19 protein-coding genes are annotated in these 21,345 nt (G+C 46.5%); 9 read left to right on the top strand and 10 right to left on the bottom strand.

Annotated elements, in window-relative coordinates:
- Nucleotides 1–72: 72 nt before the first annotated feature.
- On the bottom strand, nt 73–1,245 hold the full coding sequence (locus tag QUB10_RS10040) for an FAD-binding oxidoreductase (RefSeq protein WP_333201697.1): 1,173 nt from the start codon (nt 1,243–1,245) through the stop codon (nt 73–75).
- A gap of 212 nt (nt 1,246–1,457) precedes the next feature.
- Here QUB10_RS10040 and QUB10_RS10035 point away from each other — a divergent pair, with 212 nt between their 5' ends.
- Together QUB10_RS10035 and QUB10_RS10030 are read left to right on the top strand one after the other, a co-directional pair.
- Complete coding sequence (locus QUB10_RS10035) at nt 1,458–1,736, top strand: hypothetical protein (RefSeq protein ID WP_333201695.1); 279 nt, start codon at nt 1,458–1,460, stop codon at nt 1,734–1,736.
- A 51-nt stretch (nt 1,737–1,787) separates the two neighbouring features.
- Nucleotides 1,788–2,327 carry a DUF2231 domain-containing protein gene (locus QUB10_RS10030; RefSeq protein WP_333201693.1) on the top strand — a complete coding sequence of 180 codons (540 nt, stop codon included), beginning with the start codon at nt 1,788–1,790 and terminating at the stop codon, nt 2,325–2,327.
- 70 nt (nt 2,328–2,397) lie between these two features.
- Here QUB10_RS10030 and cutA read toward each other — a convergent pair whose 3' ends face one another.
- From cutA to QUB10_RS10015, 3 genes are all read right to left on the bottom strand, one after another.
- Entirely contained in the window at nt 2,398–2,715 is a 318-nt protein-coding gene (gene cutA, locus QUB10_RS10025; protein ID WP_333143216.1) for a divalent-cation tolerance protein CutA, read from the bottom strand.
- A 72-nt stretch (nt 2,716–2,787) separates the two neighbouring features.
- Nucleotides 2,788–3,684 carry a pentapeptide repeat-containing protein gene (locus QUB10_RS10020; RefSeq protein WP_333143215.1) on the bottom strand — a complete coding sequence of 299 codons (897 nt, stop codon included), beginning with the start codon at nt 3,682–3,684 and terminating at the stop codon, nt 2,788–2,790.
- A 362-nt stretch (nt 3,685–4,046) separates the two neighbouring features.
- The gene (locus QUB10_RS10015; RefSeq protein WP_333143214.1) at nt 4,047–6,611 is read right to left on the bottom strand and encodes a VIT domain-containing protein; all 2,565 of its coding nucleotides are present in this window, start codon (nt 6,609–6,611) and stop codon (nt 4,047–4,049) included.
- 248 nt (nt 6,612–6,859) lie between these two features.
- Between QUB10_RS10015 and QUB10_RS10010 the strand changes: the two genes are divergently transcribed.
- The 3 genes from QUB10_RS10010 to QUB10_RS10000 all read left to right on the top strand — a co-directional run bounded on the left by QUB10_RS10010 (nt 6,860) and on the right by QUB10_RS10000 (nt 10,460).
- Nucleotides 6,860–7,816: an Rpn family recombination-promoting nuclease/putative transposase gene (locus tag QUB10_RS10010; RefSeq protein WP_333143213.1), complete on the top strand. Its 957-nt coding sequence runs from the start codon at nt 6,860–6,862 to the stop codon at nt 7,814–7,816.
- Between the two features lie 105 nt (nt 7,817–7,921).
- The gene (locus QUB10_RS10005; protein ID WP_333143212.1) at nt 7,922–9,580 is read left to right on the top strand and encodes a CTP synthase; all 1,659 of its coding nucleotides are present in this window, start codon (nt 7,922–7,924) and stop codon (nt 9,578–9,580) included.
- A gap of 457 nt (nt 9,581–10,037) precedes the next feature.
- Nucleotides 10,038–10,460 carry a hypothetical protein gene (locus QUB10_RS10000; protein WP_333201691.1) on the top strand — a complete coding sequence of 141 codons (423 nt, stop codon included), beginning with the start codon at nt 10,038–10,040 and terminating at the stop codon, nt 10,458–10,460.
- Between the two features lie 220 nt (nt 10,461–10,680).
- On the opposite strand, the gene QUB10_RS09995 is transcribed toward QUB10_RS10000, so the two are convergent.
- From QUB10_RS09995 to QUB10_RS09980, 4 genes are all read right to left on the bottom strand, one after another.
- A complete protein-coding gene (locus tag QUB10_RS09995; RefSeq protein ID WP_333201689.1) occupies nt 10,681–11,568 on the bottom strand; it encodes an ROK family protein in 888 nt (295 codons plus the stop codon).
- A gap of 224 nt (nt 11,569–11,792) precedes the next feature.
- Nucleotides 11,793–12,506, bottom strand: coding sequence for a tetratricopeptide repeat protein (locus QUB10_RS09990; protein ID WP_333201687.1), 714 nt, complete (start codon nt 12,504–12,506; stop codon nt 11,793–11,795).
- A 397-nt stretch (nt 12,507–12,903) separates the two neighbouring features.
- A complete protein-coding gene (gene mltA, locus QUB10_RS09985; RefSeq protein WP_445300825.1) occupies nt 12,904–14,106 on the bottom strand; it encodes a murein transglycosylase A in 1,203 nt (400 codons plus the stop codon).
- Nucleotides 14,107–14,119: 13 nt separating this feature from the next.
- Complete coding sequence (locus QUB10_RS09980; protein WP_333070949.1) at nt 14,120–14,377, bottom strand: hypothetical protein; 258 nt, start codon at nt 14,375–14,377, stop codon at nt 14,120–14,122.
- 391 nt (nt 14,378–14,768) lie between these two features.
- On the opposite strand from QUB10_RS09980, the gene QUB10_RS09975 reads away from it, so the two are divergent.
- From QUB10_RS09975 to carB, 3 genes are all read left to right on the top strand, one after another.
- Nucleotides 14,769–14,915 carry a hypothetical protein gene (locus QUB10_RS09975; RefSeq protein WP_333201683.1) on the top strand — a complete coding sequence of 49 codons (147 nt, stop codon included), beginning with the start codon at nt 14,769–14,771 and terminating at the stop codon, nt 14,913–14,915.
- 120 nt (nt 14,916–15,035) lie between these two features.
- The gene (locus QUB10_RS09970) at nt 15,036–15,287 is read left to right on the top strand and encodes a hypothetical protein (RefSeq protein ID WP_333201681.1); all 252 of its coding nucleotides are present in this window, start codon (nt 15,036–15,038) and stop codon (nt 15,285–15,287) included.
- Between the two features lie 603 nt (nt 15,288–15,890).
- Complete coding sequence (gene carB, locus QUB10_RS09965; protein WP_333201763.1) at nt 15,891–19,202, top strand: carbamoyl-phosphate synthase large subunit; 3,312 nt, start codon at nt 15,891–15,893, stop codon at nt 19,200–19,202.
- Between the two features lie 285 nt (nt 19,203–19,487).
- On the opposite strand, the gene QUB10_RS09960 is transcribed toward carB, so the two are convergent.
- The gene (locus QUB10_RS09960; RefSeq protein ID WP_333201680.1) at nt 19,488–19,742 is read right to left on the bottom strand and encodes a DUF6737 family protein; all 255 of its coding nucleotides are present in this window, start codon (nt 19,740–19,742) and stop codon (nt 19,488–19,490) included.
- A gap of 52 nt (nt 19,743–19,794) precedes the next feature.
- The gene (locus QUB10_RS09955) at nt 19,795–20,397 is read right to left on the bottom strand and encodes a Uma2 family endonuclease (RefSeq protein WP_333201678.1); all 603 of its coding nucleotides are present in this window, start codon (nt 20,395–20,397) and stop codon (nt 19,795–19,797) included.
- 247 nt (nt 20,398–20,644) lie between these two features.
- Between QUB10_RS09955 and QUB10_RS09950 the strand changes: the two genes are divergently transcribed.
- Nucleotides 20,645–21,307 carry a VWA domain-containing protein gene (locus tag QUB10_RS09950; RefSeq protein ID WP_332953856.1) on the top strand — a complete coding sequence of 221 codons (663 nt, stop codon included), beginning with the start codon at nt 20,645–20,647 and terminating at the stop codon, nt 21,305–21,307.
- The last annotated feature ends 38 nt before the right edge of the window (nt 21,308–21,345 follow it).

The following is a 21,345-nucleotide window of genomic DNA, read 5'->3' as shown; positions in this document are numbered from 1 at the left end:
GCAATTATTGTTAGTGAACCCGCCCCTACAAAATTCATACAAGTCTCAATCAGGCCGGACATGATATCATTTTTAAGCAAATCGATTGGGAGACAAAAGCTCGATCGCCCTATCTTCTTCTCCCGCCGCCGCCTTCGCAAATCGCTCAGCCAAAGCAGGTACAATAGTCAAAGGATTGCTGAGACCCGAAAAAACCTGCAATCCAGGGCGATCGGCAATCGGCCCCACTACAGGCAAATTATCAGCGCTAAATGCCACACTACACTCGTGCCAAGTTGCCGGTAAACCTGCCAAATCAGGCAAAACCTTGCCGATTCCTGCACGAATTGCCGTTTCGCTGGTTTCGCGATCGACTTTAGCATTCAAATCGCTCAAAGTGCGCGACAATTGCCCGATCCGCAAACTGCCATCATTAAATTGAATGGCACCCGAATCTAAAATCGGCGACAGCAACTCTTTACCAGGTTCATCCCAAAGAAAATCCACCTCATTTCTAGTCGATTCAGCTTCCAATTCAAAACGTTTTAATACCGCAGGCATCACCAAAGTCCTGAGTTTCAAATCCACAGGTGCAGTTTCCAAAATCTCGGTGCGAGTAAAATAAACTCCCACAGAAACACCAGCGGCTTTCAGTAAACTCCGACTCCAACCTCCAGCACAAATAACCGTATTTTCGCAGGCATAACTTTCCTGTACCGTCTTAACTCCCGAAATCCGATTTCCCTCTTCTATAAACCCAATTACTTCAGCAAATTCTATAGTTCCTCCCAACCGCAGAAACCCTTGACAATAAGCTTTATTTGTGGCAGTCGGCGAAATGTGACCGTGACGCACAGTCAGAGCTCCGGCGATCGCACTTTTATTCAGCAAAGGTTCCAACTCGCCAGCTTCTGCAACACTCAAAAGCTGGGGAACGATCGCAAAATGCGCGTAATTAGCCGCCGCTTTTTCCGCATCAGTGCCCGCATCAATTGTCAGCAACAAATCCAACTCGCGAAACTCAGTATCAGCAGCTAATTCCGCTGATAAATTGCGGTGGCGTTCGATACCTTCCCGACACAATTGCCGAGTTAAATCAGTCGTTCCCGACCAATAAGCCAAGCCGCCATAACTAAAACGAGTAGCATTTTGCATGGTAGCATCTCGTTCCAAAAGCAGCACAGCAAAACCTTTTTTTGCCAGTTCGTAACTCAGTGCCGCACCAGTAATGCCGCCGCCGACAACAATCCAATCGTAACTTTTCATGGGCAACTCAAAGGGAAGGAAAATATCATGCTTAGATTTTAGCTTAGGTTTTTTTCCGAACCAATCGAAAAACCTCTACCTACAGGAAGAGGCTGCCTGCGATAGCCCTAACTGAAACTTCCACCCGTCGGGAGATGTTTGCGTAGAGATATTTTTCGTTCAATAGTAGGAATTAGAGTCAGCAAAAAATTAGAAATACCAGAGAGGTTTTTATGAGTATCGACAAACCAGGCAAAGATATGGAGCGCACGGTCAATCCGGGCGATCGTATTTCCGACGAACCGCAAACCATCGAAGAAAAAGCCCAGCAACTAGCGGTAGACCACGTACCCGACATCACGGGAGATACAGTTACAGTTCCAACTTATGTGATCGTCGAAGAACCGGATGGGGAAAAGAAAGCTTTGCACCACGTCAAAGACGCCGACGAAATTTCCGACGTAATTCGGCAGGCCCGCGTTGACGAAAATGGCGAACGGATTTGGGATTAAGTTCAATCCAATAAAAACGGATTTGTTGTACAAAATTAATCGCTCGAAATCATGGAAACAAATCAAAGAAATAGTACCCCTTATCCCAATCTTCCGCCGATTTTAGAAAGTGACGACAGAGAGTATCGCGACGCCGGCATTACGAGTACGCTTTCAGTTGCAGGCCATCCCATCCACCCCATCATCGTCATCTTTCCGGTAGCCTTTTTAGTAGGAGCCGCCGGCACTGATGTCGGTTATTGGCTGACAAGCGATCCGTTTTGGGCGAGAGCTTCGGTTTGGCTGATGGGTGTCGGTTTTGCTGCGGGGATTTTGGCAGCAATCACGGGCTTTTTAGATTTTTTCAAAGTTAAAAGAGTGCGCGATCGCAGTGCCGGTTGGTTGCACATGGGCGGCAATGTGGCGGTTATGGTACTTACCCTGATTAACTTGCTGTTGCGACAAGGAAATCCGGCTGAGCCGATCGTATATACAGGTTTAGCAATATCGATCGTCGTGGCAACCTTGCTCGGCATTACAGGCTGGTTCGGCGGCGAACTAAGTTTTCGCCACAAAATCGGCGTCATTGGCCCTAGCAGTCATAATTCCTAGGTGTCTGACCATTTGTAGTAGGGACTTCACTCCCTCTTCATTGGATAATTTAGGACTAAAGTCTTGACTACTAACTTAAAGATTGTCCCAGCCAATTCAGATAAGCATCGCTGCCAGCGATAATAGGAATAGCAATAATTTCGGGAACTTCATAGGAATGGAGTTCCTGAACTTTTGTTTTTAAAGCCTCAAATTTAGCCATATCAGTTTTAATCAGCAACTGCCACTCTGACTCGCAATGAATCTCGCCTTGCCAACTATAAATCGAGCGAATGGGTGACAAACTCACACAAGCAGCCAGCTTGTGTTCAACTAGAGATTTAGCGAGATTCTCCGCCTCCGCCTCCGATGCTGCAGTTACCAGCACCACCCCAAAATTAATTGTCATAGCCATCAGTGAACAGTGAACAGTGAACAGTGAACAGTCAACAGTCATCAGTCAACAATCATCAGTCAACAATCAACCGTTAATCTCATTAACTTCCCAAGAATTGACTCTGCCCGCCCCAGCTAAAGAAAAATAGCGCCTAGTAGATTCCGGCAAAATAGCTCCAGCCAACAAAGCATTATCTAAATTAGCTCCTATTAACGTCGCCTCGCTCAAATCTGCCGCCATCAAATCTGCTTGACACAGCTTTGCCCAATTCAGATTTGCCCCTCTCAAACAACTTCCCCTCAACTTAGCCCCGGTTAAGTTTGCACCCGCCAACTTCACCCCCCGCAACTGAGCCGCGCTGAAATTCGCCCCCGCCAAATTCGAGCCTTCCAAATTAGCTCCCATTAGTTTAGCTTCGCTCACGTTAACGCCGCTTAAATCTGCACCGCAGAGATTCACCCCTGCCAACTGCGCTCGCCGCAAACTGACTCCTGTTAATTGAGCTCCAAAAAGTTTTGCACTATTGAGCCTTGCACCGTAAAGGTTTGCCCACTTAAAATTAGCAGCAGTCAGATTCGCGCCCAGCAAGTTAACTAATTGCAAGTCGGCGCTGCACAAATTCGCATTCCACAACACAGCACCCCGCAGGTTGGCGCCAGTTAAAGTTGCGCCGCTTAACTTTGCTCTCGGCATTTTTGCTTTTACCAAAAAAGCACCGCTGAGATTGGCTTTTGTCAAATCTGCACCTGAGAGTTGGGTTTCACCCATTTTGGCAAAACTCAGATTAGTTCTGTGCAGCAGTGCACCTTTGAGTGTTGCTTTGGTGAGAAACGCTCTACTGAGGTTGGCCCCGGAAAGATTAGCTCGCGAAAGGTTGACTCCGATTAAGATTGCTCCGCTGAGGTCTTTCCCGCTGAGGTCGGCTCCAGTAAAGTCTCTTTCTCCTTTTTCGTAATTGTTGAGCAGTTCGCTAACTTCCATAGGGCGTGATACCTTCTATGATTGGGGGGGTTTCGATCGAGAAATCTCTAATCTTAAGGTTGTTTCAGAAATTAGACTGTTTCAGAAATTAGACTGTTCCAGCGTTTGCCTCAAACGGTATAAATCCCAATAACATCACTTTCTGTTTAAAGGCAATCTCTTAATAAAGATTTTATATCTTCCACGGGGTAGCGATCCCGCTTTCGGTATTTTTGAATTAAAAATTAATGTTTCTTGACATAGATAGTCATTGCTTAACGATCGACCGTTATATCAAATCCGTTAGCATCGGAATAGTAAATTCCAGTTCACTGTTCACTGTTGACTGTTCACTGTCAACAGTGAACCGTCAACCGTCAACATCATTCCGGTGTAACCGGAAATGATATTATTCGCAACTTCAGGCGCAGCGTGCCCTTGAATCCTGCGGGAGGTTGCCAGGAACTCAAGGCCCTCTTGAGATCCTCTACGGCGTCTGTTGCTTGCAGCGTCGAGGTTTTAGTGTCGATAGCCAATCGGGCAACGCGGCCGTCTTGTACCAATAACTTCCATACCGTTTCACCGCTAACCCCCGCCGGGAGATTAACAGATTGCAGGTATTGAGTCAAATCCGCGATCGCCCCTGCATCCAACCCTTCGACGCTAACTACTTGCAGGCGAGAAGCCTTTGGCTGCGATGGTTGCAACTCACCGTAACCTCGCGGCGGCGCCATAGCAGGAGCTGGACTCACCGGTGCCGAGTTGCGATTCGAGGTAACGCTGCGAGTGCCGCCTCTAGTTGGCTCTGCCCCCTCCGACTGGAAAATACCCTCATAGTTGACACCCTGCGGCAATTCTACAGGCACTTGCACTCGACGACGAGTTCCATCTGCTTCGACTCGCACTTCTTCGCTCACAGCCACAAAAGCCGTGTATTCCGACAGCAAGCGATAAGTCAGAGCAGTATTAGTCACAGATTCCACTAGAGATTTAGTCTCGCCACCAAACATTTGATTCATTAAATCTTTAATGCGCGATCGCCCCCAAAGTTGAGCTACCGCAGGATTGCCAAAATCCGTAGCGGTTGCTGCGACTGAAGTAGACTCCCGCTGCCGCCCGCCGGATTGAGCAAAATTAACCGGTAAAACTTGCTCGTAAGCTTTGCCGCCCGCAAGAGTGCCGCGGATGCGAAGTTGGCCGGGGGCTCGATCGGTCTTTTTGCCAAACAAAACCAGTGGCCCACTCGCAAACAAGTCTGGGGGTGCGATCGGATAAATCTCCGGTTTTTCCCCCATTCCTTCCCAACTAATTTGAATATTAGTCAATACCGGACGATTAATTTGACTAAAAAACTTTTCTGCTGCTTCTGCTGACGGTTCATCTTGACGAATTACTTGAGACGTGCCTCTTCCCACTTCCGCCAAACGGTTGAGCAAAAACCGATTCACCGAACCGCCGACACCAAAACTATAAAGTCGATTTCCTGGTTTCAGACTCTGCTGAACCAGAGCCAGCACTTCATTTTCATTACCAATGTAACCATCCGTAATTAATACAATACTCCGCAGCCTTCCCGTAGCCGCCGCCGGAAAATTCATCACTGCTTGAATCCCGTTAAGCAGTTCACTTCCTCCGTTAGCCTGCAACTTTTCGATATAATTAATTGCGCTTTGTCGATTTTCTGCCGTATTCGCTAAAGGAGTAGTTGAAAGCGCTTGCGTAGTGTTGGCAAAATCAATAATAGTAAAAGTATCGTTGGGATTCAGTCCTTGGATGAAGCGGCGCATCAACTCCTTAGATTTTGCTAGTGGTTCGCCCTTTTGAGAACCGGAAGTATCCATCAGAAACACGACATCTTTAGGTACAATTTCATTAGTTTGGTAGTTTAATGCCGGAATCAAATAAGTAGCAAAATGACCGCCCCGCTGGTCGGATTGAGTCAAGACAGTTGAGCGCGTATTTTCGCCCGCCACTCGATAGCGCAAAATTAAATCTTTATTGGGAATTGTGTCAGAATTGGCTAATTGGACTTGCACAATATTTCCCCTGCGGTCAGTTGTAATTTGATGGGAAGTAGAGCGGACATCGCCGATCGCAACTCCGGCATCTATTTCTACCGAAACAGCAATATTGTGACCCGATCGCGTTCCCGGAGGCAAGACAGGCGGGTTAATGCGATCGGCATCGGTATTAACCCCCCCCTGCCCCCCCCTTGCTAAGGGGGGGGATTGAGCATCGCCCCCCCTTAGTAAGGGGGGGTTGGGGGGGGTCGAATTTCTCGAAATATAGCGCGGCCCTACCACCATTGGAAACACAAATTCGTAATCGCCGCCGACAAACTTGAGACTTTCGGTGTAGCGAATCGTAACTTCAATTTTTTCTCCCGGTTTGATATTAGCCAGAGACTGAGTAAAAATATTATCGCGTTCTTGTTCCAACAAACCAGCACTCCGGCCTTGCTTTCTGGCTTGTTCGTACATTTCCACAGCTTCCTCGCGGCGTTTGATATCAGCTTTAATAATTCGATCGCCTATTTTAATTTCCATATCATCCACCGCCGCTTCATCGGGCAAAGGAAATACATAAACAGCTTCTATAGATTCGGGAAAAGGATTTTCAAACTTCTGAACAACTTCGACGCGGGAGATATTGCCAGCTATTTTGGCTTTAACTTCCGTCTGCTTGAGAGGAAAGACTTGTTCTGGGGCCGTATTTGGAGTTTTGACGAACAAACCGCCGACAGGACACCGATTTTGTGGCGATCGTCCGCCATTGCAATTAACATCGTTACTAGCGAGGATTTTCGGCGACACAGACGAATAATTTTCCCCAGGATCTTTTGCCCGCGCTGCATGGGGAGCAAGCCACGCGCCACACTCTATCGCAGCGAGCAATGCGATACCAGCACAAAGCAACCGTTGAGGGGAGAGAACGCAGACAAACTTCATAGCTGTTTTTTTTAGCAGACTTGAGGTGCTTTGTTTACCATGACTTTACCCTTTGCAAAACGTTCCTGAGTTAGCTTTTTGGGAAAAATGAAGAAACGGGCTGCACAAACGAGCAGGTTTGGTCGATCCTCTTCGAGGGCTTCACCAACGGGCGATCGAGCCCAACCTGCAAGATTGTATAATTAAGTTAGACGACAGTTAAATAGCTCTAACCGAAACCCCTGAAACCCTAATAAATTGTAATTACCATGAATTTTATCAACCCCAAAACCGACTTTGCCTTTAAAAAAATATTCGGCTCGGATGACAGTAAAGACATTTTGATTAGTTTCTTAAATGCTCTCCTCTACGAAGCACAGCCCGTTATCGAAGATTTAGAAATTATCGACCCCTATTTAGCTCCAAACATTAAAGGCATCAAAGATACTTACTTGGATGTTAAAGCCAAGATTACTGGTGACAAAACTGTGATTATTGAAATGCAGGTTTTGAATGTAGAATACTTTCAGCAGCGGGTTTTGTATAATGCAACTAAAACTTATTCAATGCAGCTAAGCACAGGAAGTGGCTACAGCAATTTAAACCCTGTGATTGCTCTGACAATTACAGATTTTAAAATGTTTGAGAATATGGACACAGTGATTTCGCACTTCATCTTCAAAGAAAAGACATTTTTAGTAGATTATCTAGCGGATCAATTTGAGCTGGTATTTGTGGAGTTACCAAAATTCAACAAGGGACTAGATGAATTAGAAACCTTGACCGATAAGTGGATATACTTCATGAAAACAGCTCAAGCTTTACAGTCTGTTCCAGAAGAATTGGAAAATGTACAGGAACTGAAACAGGCTTTTAAAATTGCCAATAGAGCGAATCTAAATGCTCAGGAACTAGATGATTTAGAGAAGCGAGAAATCTTCATTCAAGACCAGCGTGGCTCCATTAGTCTAGCTACCAAAATAGCCCTTGCAGAAGGTATCGAGCAAGGTATCGAACAAGGTATCGAGCAAGGTATCAAACAAGGGAATTTGCGATTAATTACTCGCCAGTTGGAACGTAGTGTAGGCGCACTGTCGCCGGAGATCCAAGCCTGTATAAGTCAGTTATCCGTTGAGGAATTAGAGAGTTTAGGAGAGGCTGTATTAGACTTTGCCACCTTGTCAGATTTGACAACTTGGTTGCAAGCACATAACAATCGTCAATGATGGGTCAAATGGGTGTAGGGGCAATCCCCCGTGGTTGCCCTTATGGATTACCTATGTCACATTTGAGTCTGACCTGACATTGAAGCATCTAAAGTCGAAAATCCTATGAGCAAATTTGTGTTTGTGACTGGCGGCGTGGTTTCCAGCATCGGCAAGGGAATTGTCGGTGCTTCCTTGGGCCGCCTATTAAAGTCGCGGGACTATTCTGTCTCGATTTTGAAGCTAGACCCCTATATTAACGTTGACCCCGGCACTCTGAGCCCGTTTCAGCACGGAGAAGTCTTTGTCACGCAAGACGGTGCGGAAACTGACCTGGATTTGGGGCACTACGAGCGTTTTACCGATACTTCCATGTCTCGCCTCAATAGCGTCACCACGGGTTCCATTTATCAAGCGGTGATCAACAAAGAACGCCGCGGTGAGTATCAGGGGAGCACGGTGCAGGTGATTCCGCACATCACTAACGAGATTAAAGAGCGAATTCACCGGGTAGCAAAAAATACTAATCCCGATGTGGTGATTACGGAAATTGGCGGAACGGTGGGAGATATTGAATCTTTGCCGTTTTTGGAGGCAATTCGCCAGTTTCGCAAGGATGTCGGCCGGCAAAATGTTGTGTATATGCACGTCACGCTGATACCTTGGATTCCTTCGGCTGGGGAGATGAAAACTAAACCGACTCAGCATTCGGTGAAGGAATTGCGATCGATCGGCATTCAACCAGATATTTTAGTCTGTCGGTGCGATCGCCCGCTGTCTTTGGGCATGAAACAGAAATTGTCGGAATTCTGCAACGTCCCCGAAGAATGTGTCATCACCGCTCAAGATGCTAAAAGTATCTACGAAGTGCCGCTGATGATGGAACAGGAAGGTTTGGCCCAACAAACCCTCAATTTGCTGCAACTCGAACATCGCCAGCCAGATTTGCATCAGTGGCAAACTTTAGTCAACAGGCTTTACAGTCCCAATCACAAAATTGATATTGCTTTAGTTGGCAAATACGTGCGGTTGAACGATGCTTATCTTTCGGTGGTCGAAGCTTTGCGGCACGCGGCAATTGCGATCGGCTGCGACCTGAATTTACACTGGATTAACTCAGAAGATTTAGAATCGGGAAACCTCGATAATTATCTCAAAGGTATCAACGGCATTGTTGTACCGGGAGGTTTTGGGGTTCGGGGAGTTGACGGCAAAATAGCGGCGATCGAATATGCTAAACACCACAAAATTCCATTTTTGGGATTGTGTTTGGGGATGCAGTGTGCTGTGATTGAATGGGCGCGCAACATCGCCCAACTACAGGATGCCAACAGCGCTGAATTTAACCCAGATACAGCAAATCCGGTAATTAATTTATTGCCAGAACAGCAAGATGTAGTCGATTTGGGCGGTACAATGCGACTGGGTTTGTATCCGTGCCGTGTCAACCCAGACACGCTAGCTTTCAAACTTTATCAGAAAGAAGTGATTTACGAGCGGCACCGCCATCGGTACGAATTTAACAACGCCTACCGCAATCTTTTCTTAGAATCAGGTTATGCAGTCTCCGGTACATCTCCAGACGGCCGATTGGTAGAAATGATCGAATTTCCCAACCATCCCTTTTTCATAGCCTGCCAATTTCACCCCGAATTCCAATCTCGACCTAGCGCCCCCCACCCATTGTTTCAAGGGTTTATCCAGGCCGCTAGCATCCAGGGAAAGCAGGATGTTTTAGAAGATGAGGGTCGCGACTTGGTGGCTGGGAAAGTTGTCGCAAACTGATCTCATATCATGTGCGATCGATTAGTTCTGATATATTAGATGTCTGTAGGGGCGGTTCCGAGTAGACAATATTCAAATCGCCCCGACTATCGACATTACAAAACCCACCCAACAGACCAATAGGATTTGATAGGGGTCGCACTTACCGGACTAGATATCGGGCAGCATTCTCAACGAGTGAAAAACCTCCCCCCCAACCCTATGCTAGGGCTGGGGGGCTAGTACCACAAGGGAGAAGGCAGAAGACAGAAGGTAAAAATGCTGATATATTTTTACTTAACTTTTTACGGATTTCCAGGGTGATACCAGTTTCCCCAAAAAATGCAACTTTAGGCAACTTCCCAACCCAGATAGTCATCAGTCATGCCCAATCTAAAATCTACAATCTAAAATCTAAAATGGTATGAGTTGTCAAATTATCCTAAAATACCAGGAAACACCGGTTTGAGGAGGCTTTGTGGCTTATTGGAGCAAAATTACTTATGAGAAAAGTACATACATAATTGACCTTGACACTATAAGTGCTTTTTCTAGCGAACTGGATAACAAGCGTATCACCTTTTGGCTGCCTAATAGCAGTCAGCCGATTATCCTCAATCCCCAAGGCAATTCTGAGGCTTACAAGCAAGTTCTCGATTACCTAAAAAAAACCATCGATCGCAATTCTAGAGGTTCGTGGATTAAAATTAATTATGACCGCAAAGAATTTGCGATCGATATGAGTCGAATTAGCTCTTTTGCTTGCGAACAGAACGGTCGGCTAAGCTTTTGCCTGCCGGACAGCGCAACTAATATTATTATCCTGCGCCAAAACAACCCGGAAACTTATCAAGAAATTCAGGAATACATTAAAAATACGACTGGACAATCTCTGCCATGAAGCAGTCATTAGTCATTAGTTGTTAGTCATTAGTCATTAGTCGTTAGTTGTTAGTCATTAGTCATTAGTTAGAAGTATGAACAATGAAGGAGGAAGGAAGACTATTTTTAGTAAATCCTAACATTCATTTTAATTTTTTTTGGGGTAAGGTGCTTAGGTTGCACCCTAAGTTTAGATATGAAAAAAGCGCAATAAACTGCGCTGCTTTTTTAAATTTTAACTATTGAACAAGCTGCCAAGCTAATTTGGCCGCGCCTACCATGCCTGCTTGATTGCCCAATTCAGCAACCAATAACTGTAAATCTTCGCGAGAAGTTGGCAACACCCGCCGCTCAATTTCTTCTCTCACCTTCGGCAAGAAAAATTCTGCACCTGCACTAATTCCACCGCCGATAATAATAGCTTCCGGCGTCAAAATATAAATGAGACTTGCCAAACCGATACCCAGATAGCGCCCGTAATTTTGCCAAAATTCTAAAGCTTTGGCATCTCCCGACTTAGCTAGATTTGCTAATTCTAGCGGTTCCAAACCCGTTTCGCGGCGAATTGCTTGCACCGAAACGTACTGTTCTAAAGAACCGCGATTGCCGCTGTTGCACTCCGGGCCGTCGGGATTTATAGTAATCAATCCTAGTTCTCCGGCCGCGCCTTGATGACCTACAAATAGTTTGCCGTCTAGGATAACTGCACCGCCGACTCCTGTACCTAAAGTTATTAAAATTAGGTTTTTAAAGTTCCTTCCTGCGCCCAGCCAAGCTTCTCCCAATCCGGCACAGTTGGCATCATTTGCTAATATTGTCGGCAGTCCGGTTTTAGCTTCCAACCAGTCAGCTAGGGGGACGTTATGCCAGTTTTTGAGGTTAATGGCAACTCTGGCTATGCGGCCGGAGGCGTCTGCGGGGCCTGGAGTGCCGATGCCGATCGCACTTACAGCATTTTCGACCGGATTCAGTTGTAAAATAGCATCGGTCATTGTAGCTACAACGGCTTCTGGCGTTGCGGGTTGAGGGGTTGGGACAGTTAAGGATTGATGACAAATGCCGTCTTCGGTAAATCTGCCGAGTTTAATTGCGGTTCCGCCTAAGTCAATGCCGATTACTTGTGTCATTCGATGTGGGTTGTGGATGCAAGGATTTGGGATTAATCCTCATAGTATAAACATATTTTATGGTGCGGATTGTGCACCTTACCAATTAAGTTTGTAGTGAGGATTTAAATCCTCCACCTCCTCTTTTAGGGTATAATAATTAGCGACGGAAACTGCGCTTAATTCTTAATAGTATCATACCGCTCGCAATACCTAGCAAAAATTAGGGAGACAAGCGAGTTCGCCTATTTAATTTCGCCTAACTTACGTTGCGCTACCTCTCGGTTGTGCAAAGCATCGTGATAGTCTGGTTGGAGAGCAATTGCTTGGGTATAAGATGCGATCGCCTCTTCAAAGTTTCCTAAATTATACTGCTCATTCCCTCTCTCGCACCACGCCTCAGCATCTACATTAACTTCCGATTCTGCCTCCACACCCTCAGCGTCTCTGCGGTTCACTTCCCCAGAAAAACCCAAACCATCCCCAACAAACACCGCCTCAATCACCATCCCCTTTGTCTCCTCCTCCTCAACCTCCGGCAGCGGAAACCGTGTCAATATCTCCCGCCCAATTTGCCTCGCCACCTCTGACAATTCCCCGCTGCCAATTCTACCTAACAATACCAGCCGCTGCGCCAATTCCTGAAGCGATGCCACCGCATCCGTAGGGGCGGTGCCCCCGTGCCCGCCCTGCAGGTTTTCGCCATCTAACAATCGAGTCCCAAACCGTCGCAGCCAAGCAGCCAATTCACCATCTTTAAGGCGTTTTGCGATTAAGAATCCCGCTACATCCCCTCGACTCCAGCCGACATTCACCCCTTCCAGGATTTCCATGAATTTCGACTCGTATTCCGCGTCAGTTAGGGTGGGGCGGGGCGCAGGTGGTGGCGGTGGTGGGGGTGCGGTTCCTAATAGGCGCTGGATTAGTCGTTTCAGGAACTGCCAAATTTTGTTTAGCATTTGTGGGGATGGGTTGGCTTGTTTCTATTTTATACCAATGCGGACAGGTTTGTCGATATCTGCGATGGGAAAGGGGCGGGTGTTTGAGTATCTGGGATCGGTGGGTGCGGGTTGATGAATTATGCTATTTGATGATATAAATTTCGGCTAACCCGCCCTACCAATTTTGCTATTTTAGATGTATTATTTTATTATCAAATACCGTAGGGGCGGGTTCGCCCACAATCTATAATTCCCATCCCAAATATTGATAAACCCGCCCCCACCCAACCAACTAACCCATATTACCAAATACCGTAGATAGAGTGAAGATCGAAGAAACCGGGTTTTTTCCTAATCTGCGGATTATCGCGAATATTTTTCGTAAAAACCCGGTTTCTGGCCACTCGCTTTGTTCCTACTTTAAAAGCGGATAATACAGTTCTCCTGTTGAGTTGATATAACCGGCCCGATCGCCCGCTAAATCCCCCGTTCCCATAAATACGTCAACTCTCCCCGCGCCTTTGATTGCACCGCCCGTATCCTGATCCAAAACGTACCGATTCACGGCATTTTGTTCGAGTTGTCCTGCCGCATTCGGATAAGGGAGTTTTGTACTAATTAATGCTAGTGCACCGGGTGGCATTAAGGCTTTGTCGGTGGCGATCGACCTTTCGGCAGTTACTGGCACTCCAATGCTTCCTGTGGCTGGAACTCCATTACTATCCCGGAAGAATACAAAGCTTTCATTTTTCGGCAAATATTTGTTCATATCTGCGGGAAAGTTAGTGAAATATTCCCTTAGTTTCGGCAAATTTAACTCTTCTAAAGTAAACTTTCCGTCTTTAACTAATTCTCGTCCTACTCCTGTATAACTGTGACTGGTTTTGCCTGCAAAACCGACGGTCATCTCGCTACCATCTGTTAGTTGCAATCTCGCAGAACCTTGGACGTGCACGAGAAATGCTTGGAATCGATCGCGCAACCAAACTAATTCTAATCCTCGCAGCAATCCTTTACTTGCCTGCAAAGCATCTGCGCCTTCTAATTGCAATCTTGTCGGGTGAGGTTTCGGCCAAGATGCCATGTTTGGCGGCATCCGGTACAGGGGATAACGGTATTCGGAATTCGGCGTGCGAGATGCTGCGTAAGTCGGCTCGAAATAACCTGTAAATGCGACTGTTCCTTTGCCGTCTTTGCCCGTAGATTTGTAAAATACAAATTCGCGCTTGACAGATTCCTGAAGTTGTGCTGGGGTTGTGGAACTGACAACTAATTGGCGGAATCGATCGAGGGAACGGCGAACTCGATCGCGCGTAACTCCTGCTACTGGATAGCGGCTGTAAGCAGTGGCGGCGGCCGATGTATTGAGATAGCGGAGGCTGTGGTCGATCGACTTTAACAGCAATTCTTTATCGCCCGGTTTGCCATTTTCGCCCCAGATTTGAGCGTCAAAGGCTATCGACTCCAACTCACTCGCTTGCAATTGATTTATACTAATTGGTTGCAGCGACGGAACTGCAACGGCTGGCACCGAAAAAGCGATCGCCAAAACGCAACAGGCGATCGCTAATAGCTGATAGCGAAAAATCTTGCTCAATTTCCAATCTTCCCTACTCAATTGATTATTTTCCTTATTCATCGTATCGTTCGACGCTAGAAGTAAATATCGGTTCTACGCGAATTGCGAGAACGCTGGTAGGTCGAACTACCATGTATTCGCCTTGAATATTTTTAATCGGGACGTTAAGAAATTCTCTTGAATCTTGTTTCGGCACCAGCGTACTGCTGTACCACTTTTGAAAATCTTGCAGGGTTGCGAAACGCACTTCTTCGCGGTGGCCGCCATCAAGCAGCAGGTGTACGGAATATTCGCTTGGTGTTCTAGGCATAGCAGATGGGGAGAGTTGTTGGAGGACAATCAAAAATCAAAAATCAAAAATTGATGTGGTTGCCTTCAAGCAGCAGGTGCAAGGAATATTCGCACTTGAGTTGTAGGCATATCTGTATTTTAGATTTTTGATTTTAAGCTTTTGGAACGATTCCATATTTTACCCCTTCCTCGGCGCATTCCCTCATCTAGTGGGTTGGATTGAGGGAGAGGGAGAGGGGGGGAGAGGGAGAGGGGAGAGGGGGAGAGTGGGAGAGTGGGAGAAGGGGAGGGTGGGAGAGACCAGAGAGTTGTTGCAGGAAAATCTCAATCTTAAATCTTAAATCTAAAATCGATTGAGTTGCAGGAGGAAAACCCCAATCTAAAATCTAAAATCTAAAATCTAAAATCGATTGACGGCGGCCCCCCTCTGCGGCTACGCTGTGAAAATAAGGCTGCTTTCCTCAAAGAGGAAGCAGCCCACGTCGCTCAAAAATCTAGTTGCACTGCCCAAAGCTGCTACCAACAGCAATGGACAGCTAACCGCCAAACTGAGCTAACCAGTCTGGAGGCTAATGGAGAATTTTAACACTCTCTGTAGCCGCCCTGCTCTGTGTTAACGTGCGGGGCGGCTGGGTTTTTGGGTTTTCCTAGAAAACCAAAAACCAGGAGATCATATTATGTCACAGGAATTCGTGCCTGACGATAACTTGTCCGCGCGTCCAAATGACACCTCAGCATTATCCGAACAGGAAGTCGTGCGGATAACGGTTGTCGGTTCCCGCGCAGCCGTGTTAGAAACCATCCACACCTTGTACCGACTGGGATTTGCCGCCGTCGGGGATTGGAGTCCGCCGCAGCGAGGTGCAAAGCCGGGACAAGTGATAAGCGTACTCATTCGCCGATCGCGCAAAGCCCAAAAATTGGATTAAATACGGTAGGGACACTCCAAGAACCCATTGGTGTCAACAATCGCCTGAAACCATTGATAAATCTCGCTTTTAGCTAAGTCTAGATCCCCCTAAATCCCCCTTAAGAAGGGGGACGAAAGAGAAGACTCTTGTCCCACCCCCTACTCCCCTTCGTAGGGGCGGTGCGACCCCTACTCCCCGTGCCCGCCCTAGGCGCCAGGGGATCTAGATTTAATACTCAAACAACAGTCTGTGATTGGGTTAGACGTTAAGTTGACACGAAGAAGGGTTCTTGGAGTGTCCCTACAATGATTAATCTGGCGGAATACAGGGATTGTGTATTTTAGAACACGATTTGACCGCAACACTTAAAATAGTCTTGATTTACCGATCGACTGCACCCTTTTCTCATCAATATTTCTGGTTAGCTGGGGGTGTCTGTGGGCCGGAGTTGCGAGGTTCTGCTTCCAAAAGGCTGAGAATGGTGCACAATTTCAAATTAACAACAAAACTTGCACTATTTTGAGTAAGCTTTGGGGGGAACAGCTTAGAAAGCCTGTTTCTAAGACTGATGCAAAATATCAAATTAATCCTCCACCTTGTCCAATTACTAATTACGAACCTATGCCCCGTCGTCAAGACTTAAAAAAGATTCTTCTTATTGGTTCCGGCCCAATTGTTATCGGTCAAGCGTGCGAATTTGACTATTCAGGGACACAAGCTTGCAAAGCTTTGCGAGAAGAAGGTTTTGAAGTTGTGTTGGTGAATTCCAACCCGGCAACGATTATGACCGATCCCGAAACTGCCGATCGCATTTACATCGAACCTCTAACGCCAGCCATCCTCGAACAAATCATCGCTAAAGAAAGACCTCAAGCAATTTTACCGACAATGGGCGGTCAAACGGCGCTAAATTTAGCAGTGGCCGTCGCTAAAAATGGCGTTTTAGAAAAATACAACGTCGAGTTGATTGGTGCTAAGTTGCCAGCAATTGAAATGGCAGAAGATCGGCTATTATTTAAGGAAGCGATGGCGCGAATCGGTGTCGCTGTTTGCCCTTCGGGAATCGCCAACACTCTCGACGAAGCCAAAGCAATTGGTCACCAAATCGGCAGTTATCCGTTAATTATTCGTCCTGCTTTTACAATGGGCGGCACGGGAGGCGGCATTTCTTACAATCAAGAAGAGTTTGAAGAAATGGCACAAGGCGGGATAGACGCCAGTCCGGTATCGCAAATTTTGATCGAACAATCTTTGATTGGTTGGAAAGAGTACGAACTGGAAGTGATGCGGGATTTGGCAGATAATGTGGTGATTATTTGTTCGATCGAGAATCTCGACCCGATGGGCGTCCACACCGGCGATTCTATCACCGTTGCCCCGGCGCAAACTCTCACAGACAAAGAATATCAGCGCCTGCGGGATGCTTCGGTGAAAATTATTCGCGAAATTGGAGTTGAAACCGGCGGTTCCAATATTCAATTTGCCGTCAATCCTGTCAACGGAGATTTCATCGTTATTGAAATGAACCCTCGGGTTTCGCGTTCCTCCGCCTTGGCCTCGAAAGCAACTGGTTTCCCTATTGCCAAAATGGCGGCAAAATTAGCGGTAGGTTACAGCCTAGACGAAATTTCCAACGATATCACCAAGAAAACTCCGGCGTCTTTTGAGCCGACAATTGACTACGTGGTGACGAAGATTCCCCGATTTGCCTTTGAAAAGTTCCCCGGTTCCGAACCCACTCTGACAACGCAAATGAAGTCAGTTGGGGAGGTAATGGCGATCGGGCGCAGCTTCAACGAATCCTTCCAAAAAGCCCTGCGGGGATTGGAAACAGGCCGCGCAGGTTTCGGGTGCGACAAACCGGAAAAGTTGCCGAGTTTGGAACAAATTCGCGCCGGATTGCGGACGCCAAATCCCGATCGCATTTTTACAGTTCGCCACGCGATGATGATGGGAATGTCGGTGGAAGATATCTTCGAGTTCACAGCAATCGATCCTTGGTTTTTGGATAAAATGCAGGAATTGCTGGAAACTGAGAAGTTCTTGAAACGAACGCGGTTGGAACAGTTGACAAAAGAGACAATGTTTGAAGTAAAGCAGTTGGGATTTAGCGATCGCCAAATTGCTTACGCCACCAAAACATCGGAAGATCAAGTCCGCGCTTACCGCAAACAGTTAGGCGTAATTCCGATTTACAAAACAGTCGATACCTGTGCCGCTGAATTTGAAGCGTTTACACCGTATTATTATTCCACCTACGAAGCGGGAGCGGCAATTTGGGAATTGGGCGATGAAGAAAAGAAAATTTCGCCTGTAGGCCACAGTCTCGCGCCGGAGTCGGAAGTTTTGCCTTCTACCAAACGAAAAGTGATGATTTTAGGTGGCGGGCCGAACCGGATCGGACAGGGAATTGAGTTTGATTACTGCTGCTGTCACGCTTCCTATTCCCTAGGAGAAGATGGCTTTGAGACAATTATGGTCAACTCGAACCCGGAAACGGTTTCGACGGATTATGATACGAGCGATCGCCTGTATTTTGAACCGCTCACAAAAGAAGATGTTCTCAACATCATCGAAGCCGAAAATCCCGAGGGAATAATTATTCAGTTTGGCGGACAAACCCCGCTGAAATTAGCGCTTCCTTTACAAAAAGCTCTGGAAAATCACCCCGATGTACAAACAAAAATCTGGGGAACTTCGCCGGATTCCATTGATACTGCTGAAGACAGGGAGCGATTTGAAAAGATTCTGCGGGAATTGGATATTCAGCAAGCTGCTAACGGTTTGGCGCGCAGTTTTGAGGATGCTTTAATAGTAGCTCAACGCATCGGTTATCCGGTAGTGGTGCGGCCGAGTTACGTATTAGGCGGGCGAGCGATGGAAATTGTTTATTCCGATACGGAATTGGAACGTTACATGACCTATGCCGTCCTGGTAGAACCCGATCATCCGATTTTAATTGATAAGTTCTTGGAGAATGCGATCGAGGTTGATGTCGATGCGATCGCCGATGTTACTGGCAATGTGACGATCGGCGGTATTATGGAGCACATCGAGGAAGCGGGAATCCACTCCGGCGACTCTGCTTGTTCTATCCCTTACCAAACGCTTCCTGACGCAGCTTTGGTAACAATCCGCCGCTGGACTGTAGAATTAGCAAAATCCCTGAAAGTCATCGGGTTGATGAATATTCAATTTGCTGTTCAAGGGGAAGAAGTTTTCATTTTGGAAGCTAACCCGCGCGCTTCTCGAACAGTGCCTTTTGTCTCCAAGGCGATCGGAGTTCCCTTAGCAAAAATGGCATCGCGAGTCATGTCTGGCAAAACTCTAGAAGCTTTGGGTTTTACTGAAGAGATTATACCCACTCATGTTTCGGTAAAAGAAGCTGTATTGCCCTTTGCTAAGTTTCCGGGAACTGATACTTTGTTAGGGCCAGAAATGCGATCGACCGGCGAAGTCATGGGAATTGACACCGATTTTGGCAAAGCCTTTGCCAAAGCTCAATTAGGTGCTGGACAAATGATGCCGCTGTTGGGAACTGTCCTGGTTTCGATGCGCGATCGGGACAAACTAGCAGTTGTACCCGTTGTCAAGGAATTCTTAGAATTGGGTTTCCGAGTAGTCGCAACTCACGGGACACGCAAAGTTTTGCGAGAGCAAGGTTTAGAGGTAGATTTGGAATTGAAACTGCACGAAGGGCGGCCGAATTTGTTGGATTCGATCAAAAATGAGAAAATTCAACTAATTATCACCACGCCTTCCGGCGAAGAATCCCGCGCCGACGGCATCTTTATCCGCCGCACAGCTTTGACTTACAAAATCCCGATTATTACCACAATAGCCGGTGCCAAAGCGACAGCAGCGGGAATTCGATCGCTCAAATCTCACCCGATGGAAGTAAAAGCAATTCAAGACTATTACCCGCAAACCTAGACTGCGAAACACTCAAAGGTAGGGTGTGCAGCGCGCACTATTAGTGTCAACTGAAGCTTTTAGTCCGCAAGTCCTCCCGCTCACCCGGCAGCCCGCCAGGGAATGAATTCCCTGTCTTATAGCGAAAGTCCTCTCAAAGAGGACTGAAGAACTCATTAGTCCTCATAGCGAGGACTTTCGCTTGGAGGTTCTTGTTGAAACCCCTGCGGAACTGAGGGTTTAACGTTAAGTTGACACCAATGACCGCGCACCTTACCCTAAACATAAGGTGCGCGTCACCAAAACCTAATCTGCATCGGAATCTAAAACTCCGCTAGACAGCATCAACCTCGGCCAAACTAACAAGAAAAAACCCATCCATGCTAATAAAGGAATCGCGACTAAAACCGTTATCCAAATAGTTTTTAACAAAAACCAACTACCGCTAATCAGGCTAGTACCAGTTAAAAGAATCGACCAAGGCTGACACCACCAAGGTTTGTAACTCCAAGGACTCATAGCTTTTTGATTAGAAAGTTTTTTATCAGAAAGAGATTTCATATTTTCAGTAATTTTTTATGGAGAATAGTCTGGCTAGCAGGATGAACCGAAGTCAAACATTCATCACTTCTGCTGCTGTCAGCGTTAATTCGGGAAAAGTTCGCGACACAATTCGTTCACTGCCTTTAAACGCGCTTCTTTGATAGTTACCATCTGCATCCAAAAGGTGAACAAATACAGTTGGAACTTTGGGATTTCCCAGAAATTCCCTGCTGCCAATTGCTAAATAATCGACAATCCAATACTCAGGAATTCCGACGCGCCGATATTCGTCCAATTTGTCTATATAATCGTCCTCCCAATTTGTTGAGGTTACTTCCACTGCCAATTGAATTGGTTCCCGCATTGCAGCATAAGCAGAACGGTTCGATCGCCACAAATCGCGATCGATTACGCTGACATCCGGTCTCCGCCCTTGTTCGATGCCAGCTTTACTTACAGTTCTGATAACGGCTGTAGTGTTGACTACATAATTCAAATTTAGTCGCCGGATTTCATCATTGAAGCCAAATAACATGAAATTAGCAACATCATCATGATTTCTTGTGGCATTCATCTCTACAATTTCTCCATTTACCAGTTCATAACGTCCATCTTCTGGACATTCTACAAGGAATTGGTCAAAGGTTAATTTCTGTGTGACTGTTGCAATCATAAGATTTATCCTTATTTTGCAGTAATACTATTAGTCTATATTACCACAGGCAGGAAGAAATTTGTTTTTTTGACCGCAGACATCCAATTCTCAAATCTAAAATATACAATCAAAAATCAAAAATCGATTCACGTAAATGGTAAAATACGATCGCCAGCGGGCAGATAGAGTTAAATATGTCACCTACTTGCTAGGGTAGAAAGTAATAAACCTAGAAATCGAGCCACTCCCAGGTCAACCCCGAACCATGAGACTAGACGAAGCCGTAGAATTTGCCGAAAACCCAGAGCCGCGCTGTCCTTGCGTCCTCCTGCTGGACACCTCCGGCTCCATGCAAGGCGCACCCATAGATGCCTTGAATGAGGGGCTGGAAATCTTTAGGAATGACCTAATTAAAGACGAACTAGCTAAAAAGCGAGTTGAAGTGGCGATTATTTCATTTGACAATCATATCAAAGTCGTGCAAGACTTCGTGACCGCCGACCAGTTCGAGACGCCACTGCTGACAGCTCAAGGACAAACCCACATGGGCGCTGGCATTCAGCTAGCATTAGATACTATTGCGGCCCGCAAATCCGAATACCGCAACAACGGCATTACCTACTACCGCCCGTGGGTATTTATGATTACCGACGGCGAACCTCAAGGTGAATCCGACGATGTTGTGGAAATAGCAGCACAGCGGATTAAAGAGGAAGAAACTAATAAGCGCGTGGCATTTTTTGCAGTCGGAGTGGAAGGTGCTAATATCACCCGTCTGGCGCAAATTGTCGAGCGCACGCCTGTAAAATTGAGAGGACTAGACTTTAGAGAGATGTTCATCTGGCTGTCGGCTAGTATGCAGAGAGTTTCTCACTCAAAAATTGATGAACAAGTAGCACTGCCGCCACCCGGATGGGGAACTGTTTAGTCATTAGTCATTAGTCATTAGTCATTGGTCATTAGTCA

The sequence above is a fragment of the Microcoleus sp. B5-D4 genome, assembly GCF_036705145.1.
Taxonomy (GTDB): Bacteria; Cyanobacteriota; Cyanobacteriia; order Cyanobacteriales; family Microcoleaceae; genus Microcoleus.
This window is presented reverse-complemented; position numbering and strand designations above follow the sequence as displayed.

Coding starts and splice junctions, on each gene's coding strand:
- QUB10_RS10040 (WP_333201697.1), bottom strand. CDS start 1,245: ATGAAAAGTTACGATTGGATTGTTGTCGGCGGCGGCATTACTGGTGCG.
- QUB10_RS10035 (WP_333201695.1), top strand. CDS start 1,458: ATGAGTATCGACAAACCAGGCAAAGATATGGAGCGCACGGTCAATCCG.
- QUB10_RS10030 (WP_333201693.1), top strand. CDS start 1,788: ATGGAAACAAATCAAAGAAATAGTACCCCTTATCCCAATCTTCCGCCG.
- cutA (WP_333143216.1), bottom strand. CDS start 2,715: ATGACAATTAATTTTGGGGTGGTGCTGGTAACTGCAGCATCGGAGGCG.
- QUB10_RS10020 (WP_333143215.1), bottom strand. CDS start 3,684: ATGGAAGTTAGCGAACTGCTCAACAATTACGAAAAAGGAGAAAGAGAC.
- QUB10_RS10015 (WP_333143214.1), bottom strand. CDS start 6,611: ATGAAGTTTGTCTGCGTTCTCTCCCCTCAACGGTTGCTTTGTGCTGGT.
- QUB10_RS10010 (WP_333143213.1), top strand. CDS start 6,860: ATGAATTTTATCAACCCCAAAACCGACTTTGCCTTTAAAAAAATATTC.
- QUB10_RS10005 (WP_333143212.1), top strand. CDS start 7,922: ATGAGCAAATTTGTGTTTGTGACTGGCGGCGTGGTTTCCAGCATCGGC.
- QUB10_RS09995 (WP_333201689.1), bottom strand. CDS start 11,568: ATGACACAAGTAATCGGCATTGACTTAGGCGGAACCGCAATTAAACTC.
- QUB10_RS09990 (WP_333201687.1), bottom strand. CDS start 12,506: ATGCTAAACAAAATTTGGCAGTTCCTGAAACGACTAATCCAGCGCCTA.
- QUB10_RS09980 (WP_333070949.1), bottom strand. CDS start 14,377: ATGCCTAGAACACCAAGCGAATATTCCGTACACCTGCTGCTTGATGGC.
- QUB10_RS09970 (WP_333201681.1), top strand. CDS start 15,036: ATGTCACAGGAATTCGTGCCTGACGATAACTTGTCCGCGCGTCCAAAT.
- carB (WP_333201763.1), top strand. CDS start 15,891: ATGCCCCGTCGTCAAGACTTAAAAAAGATTCTTCTTATTGGTTCCGGC.
- QUB10_RS09960 (WP_333201680.1), bottom strand. CDS start 19,742: ATGAAATCTCTTTCTGATAAAAAACTTTCTAATCAAAAAGCTATGAGT.
- QUB10_RS09955 (WP_333201678.1), bottom strand. CDS start 20,397: ATGATTGCAACAGTCACACAGAAATTAACCTTTGACCAATTCCTTGTA.
- QUB10_RS09950 (WP_332953856.1), top strand. CDS start 20,645: ATGAGACTAGACGAAGCCGTAGAATTTGCCGAAAACCCAGAGCCGCGC.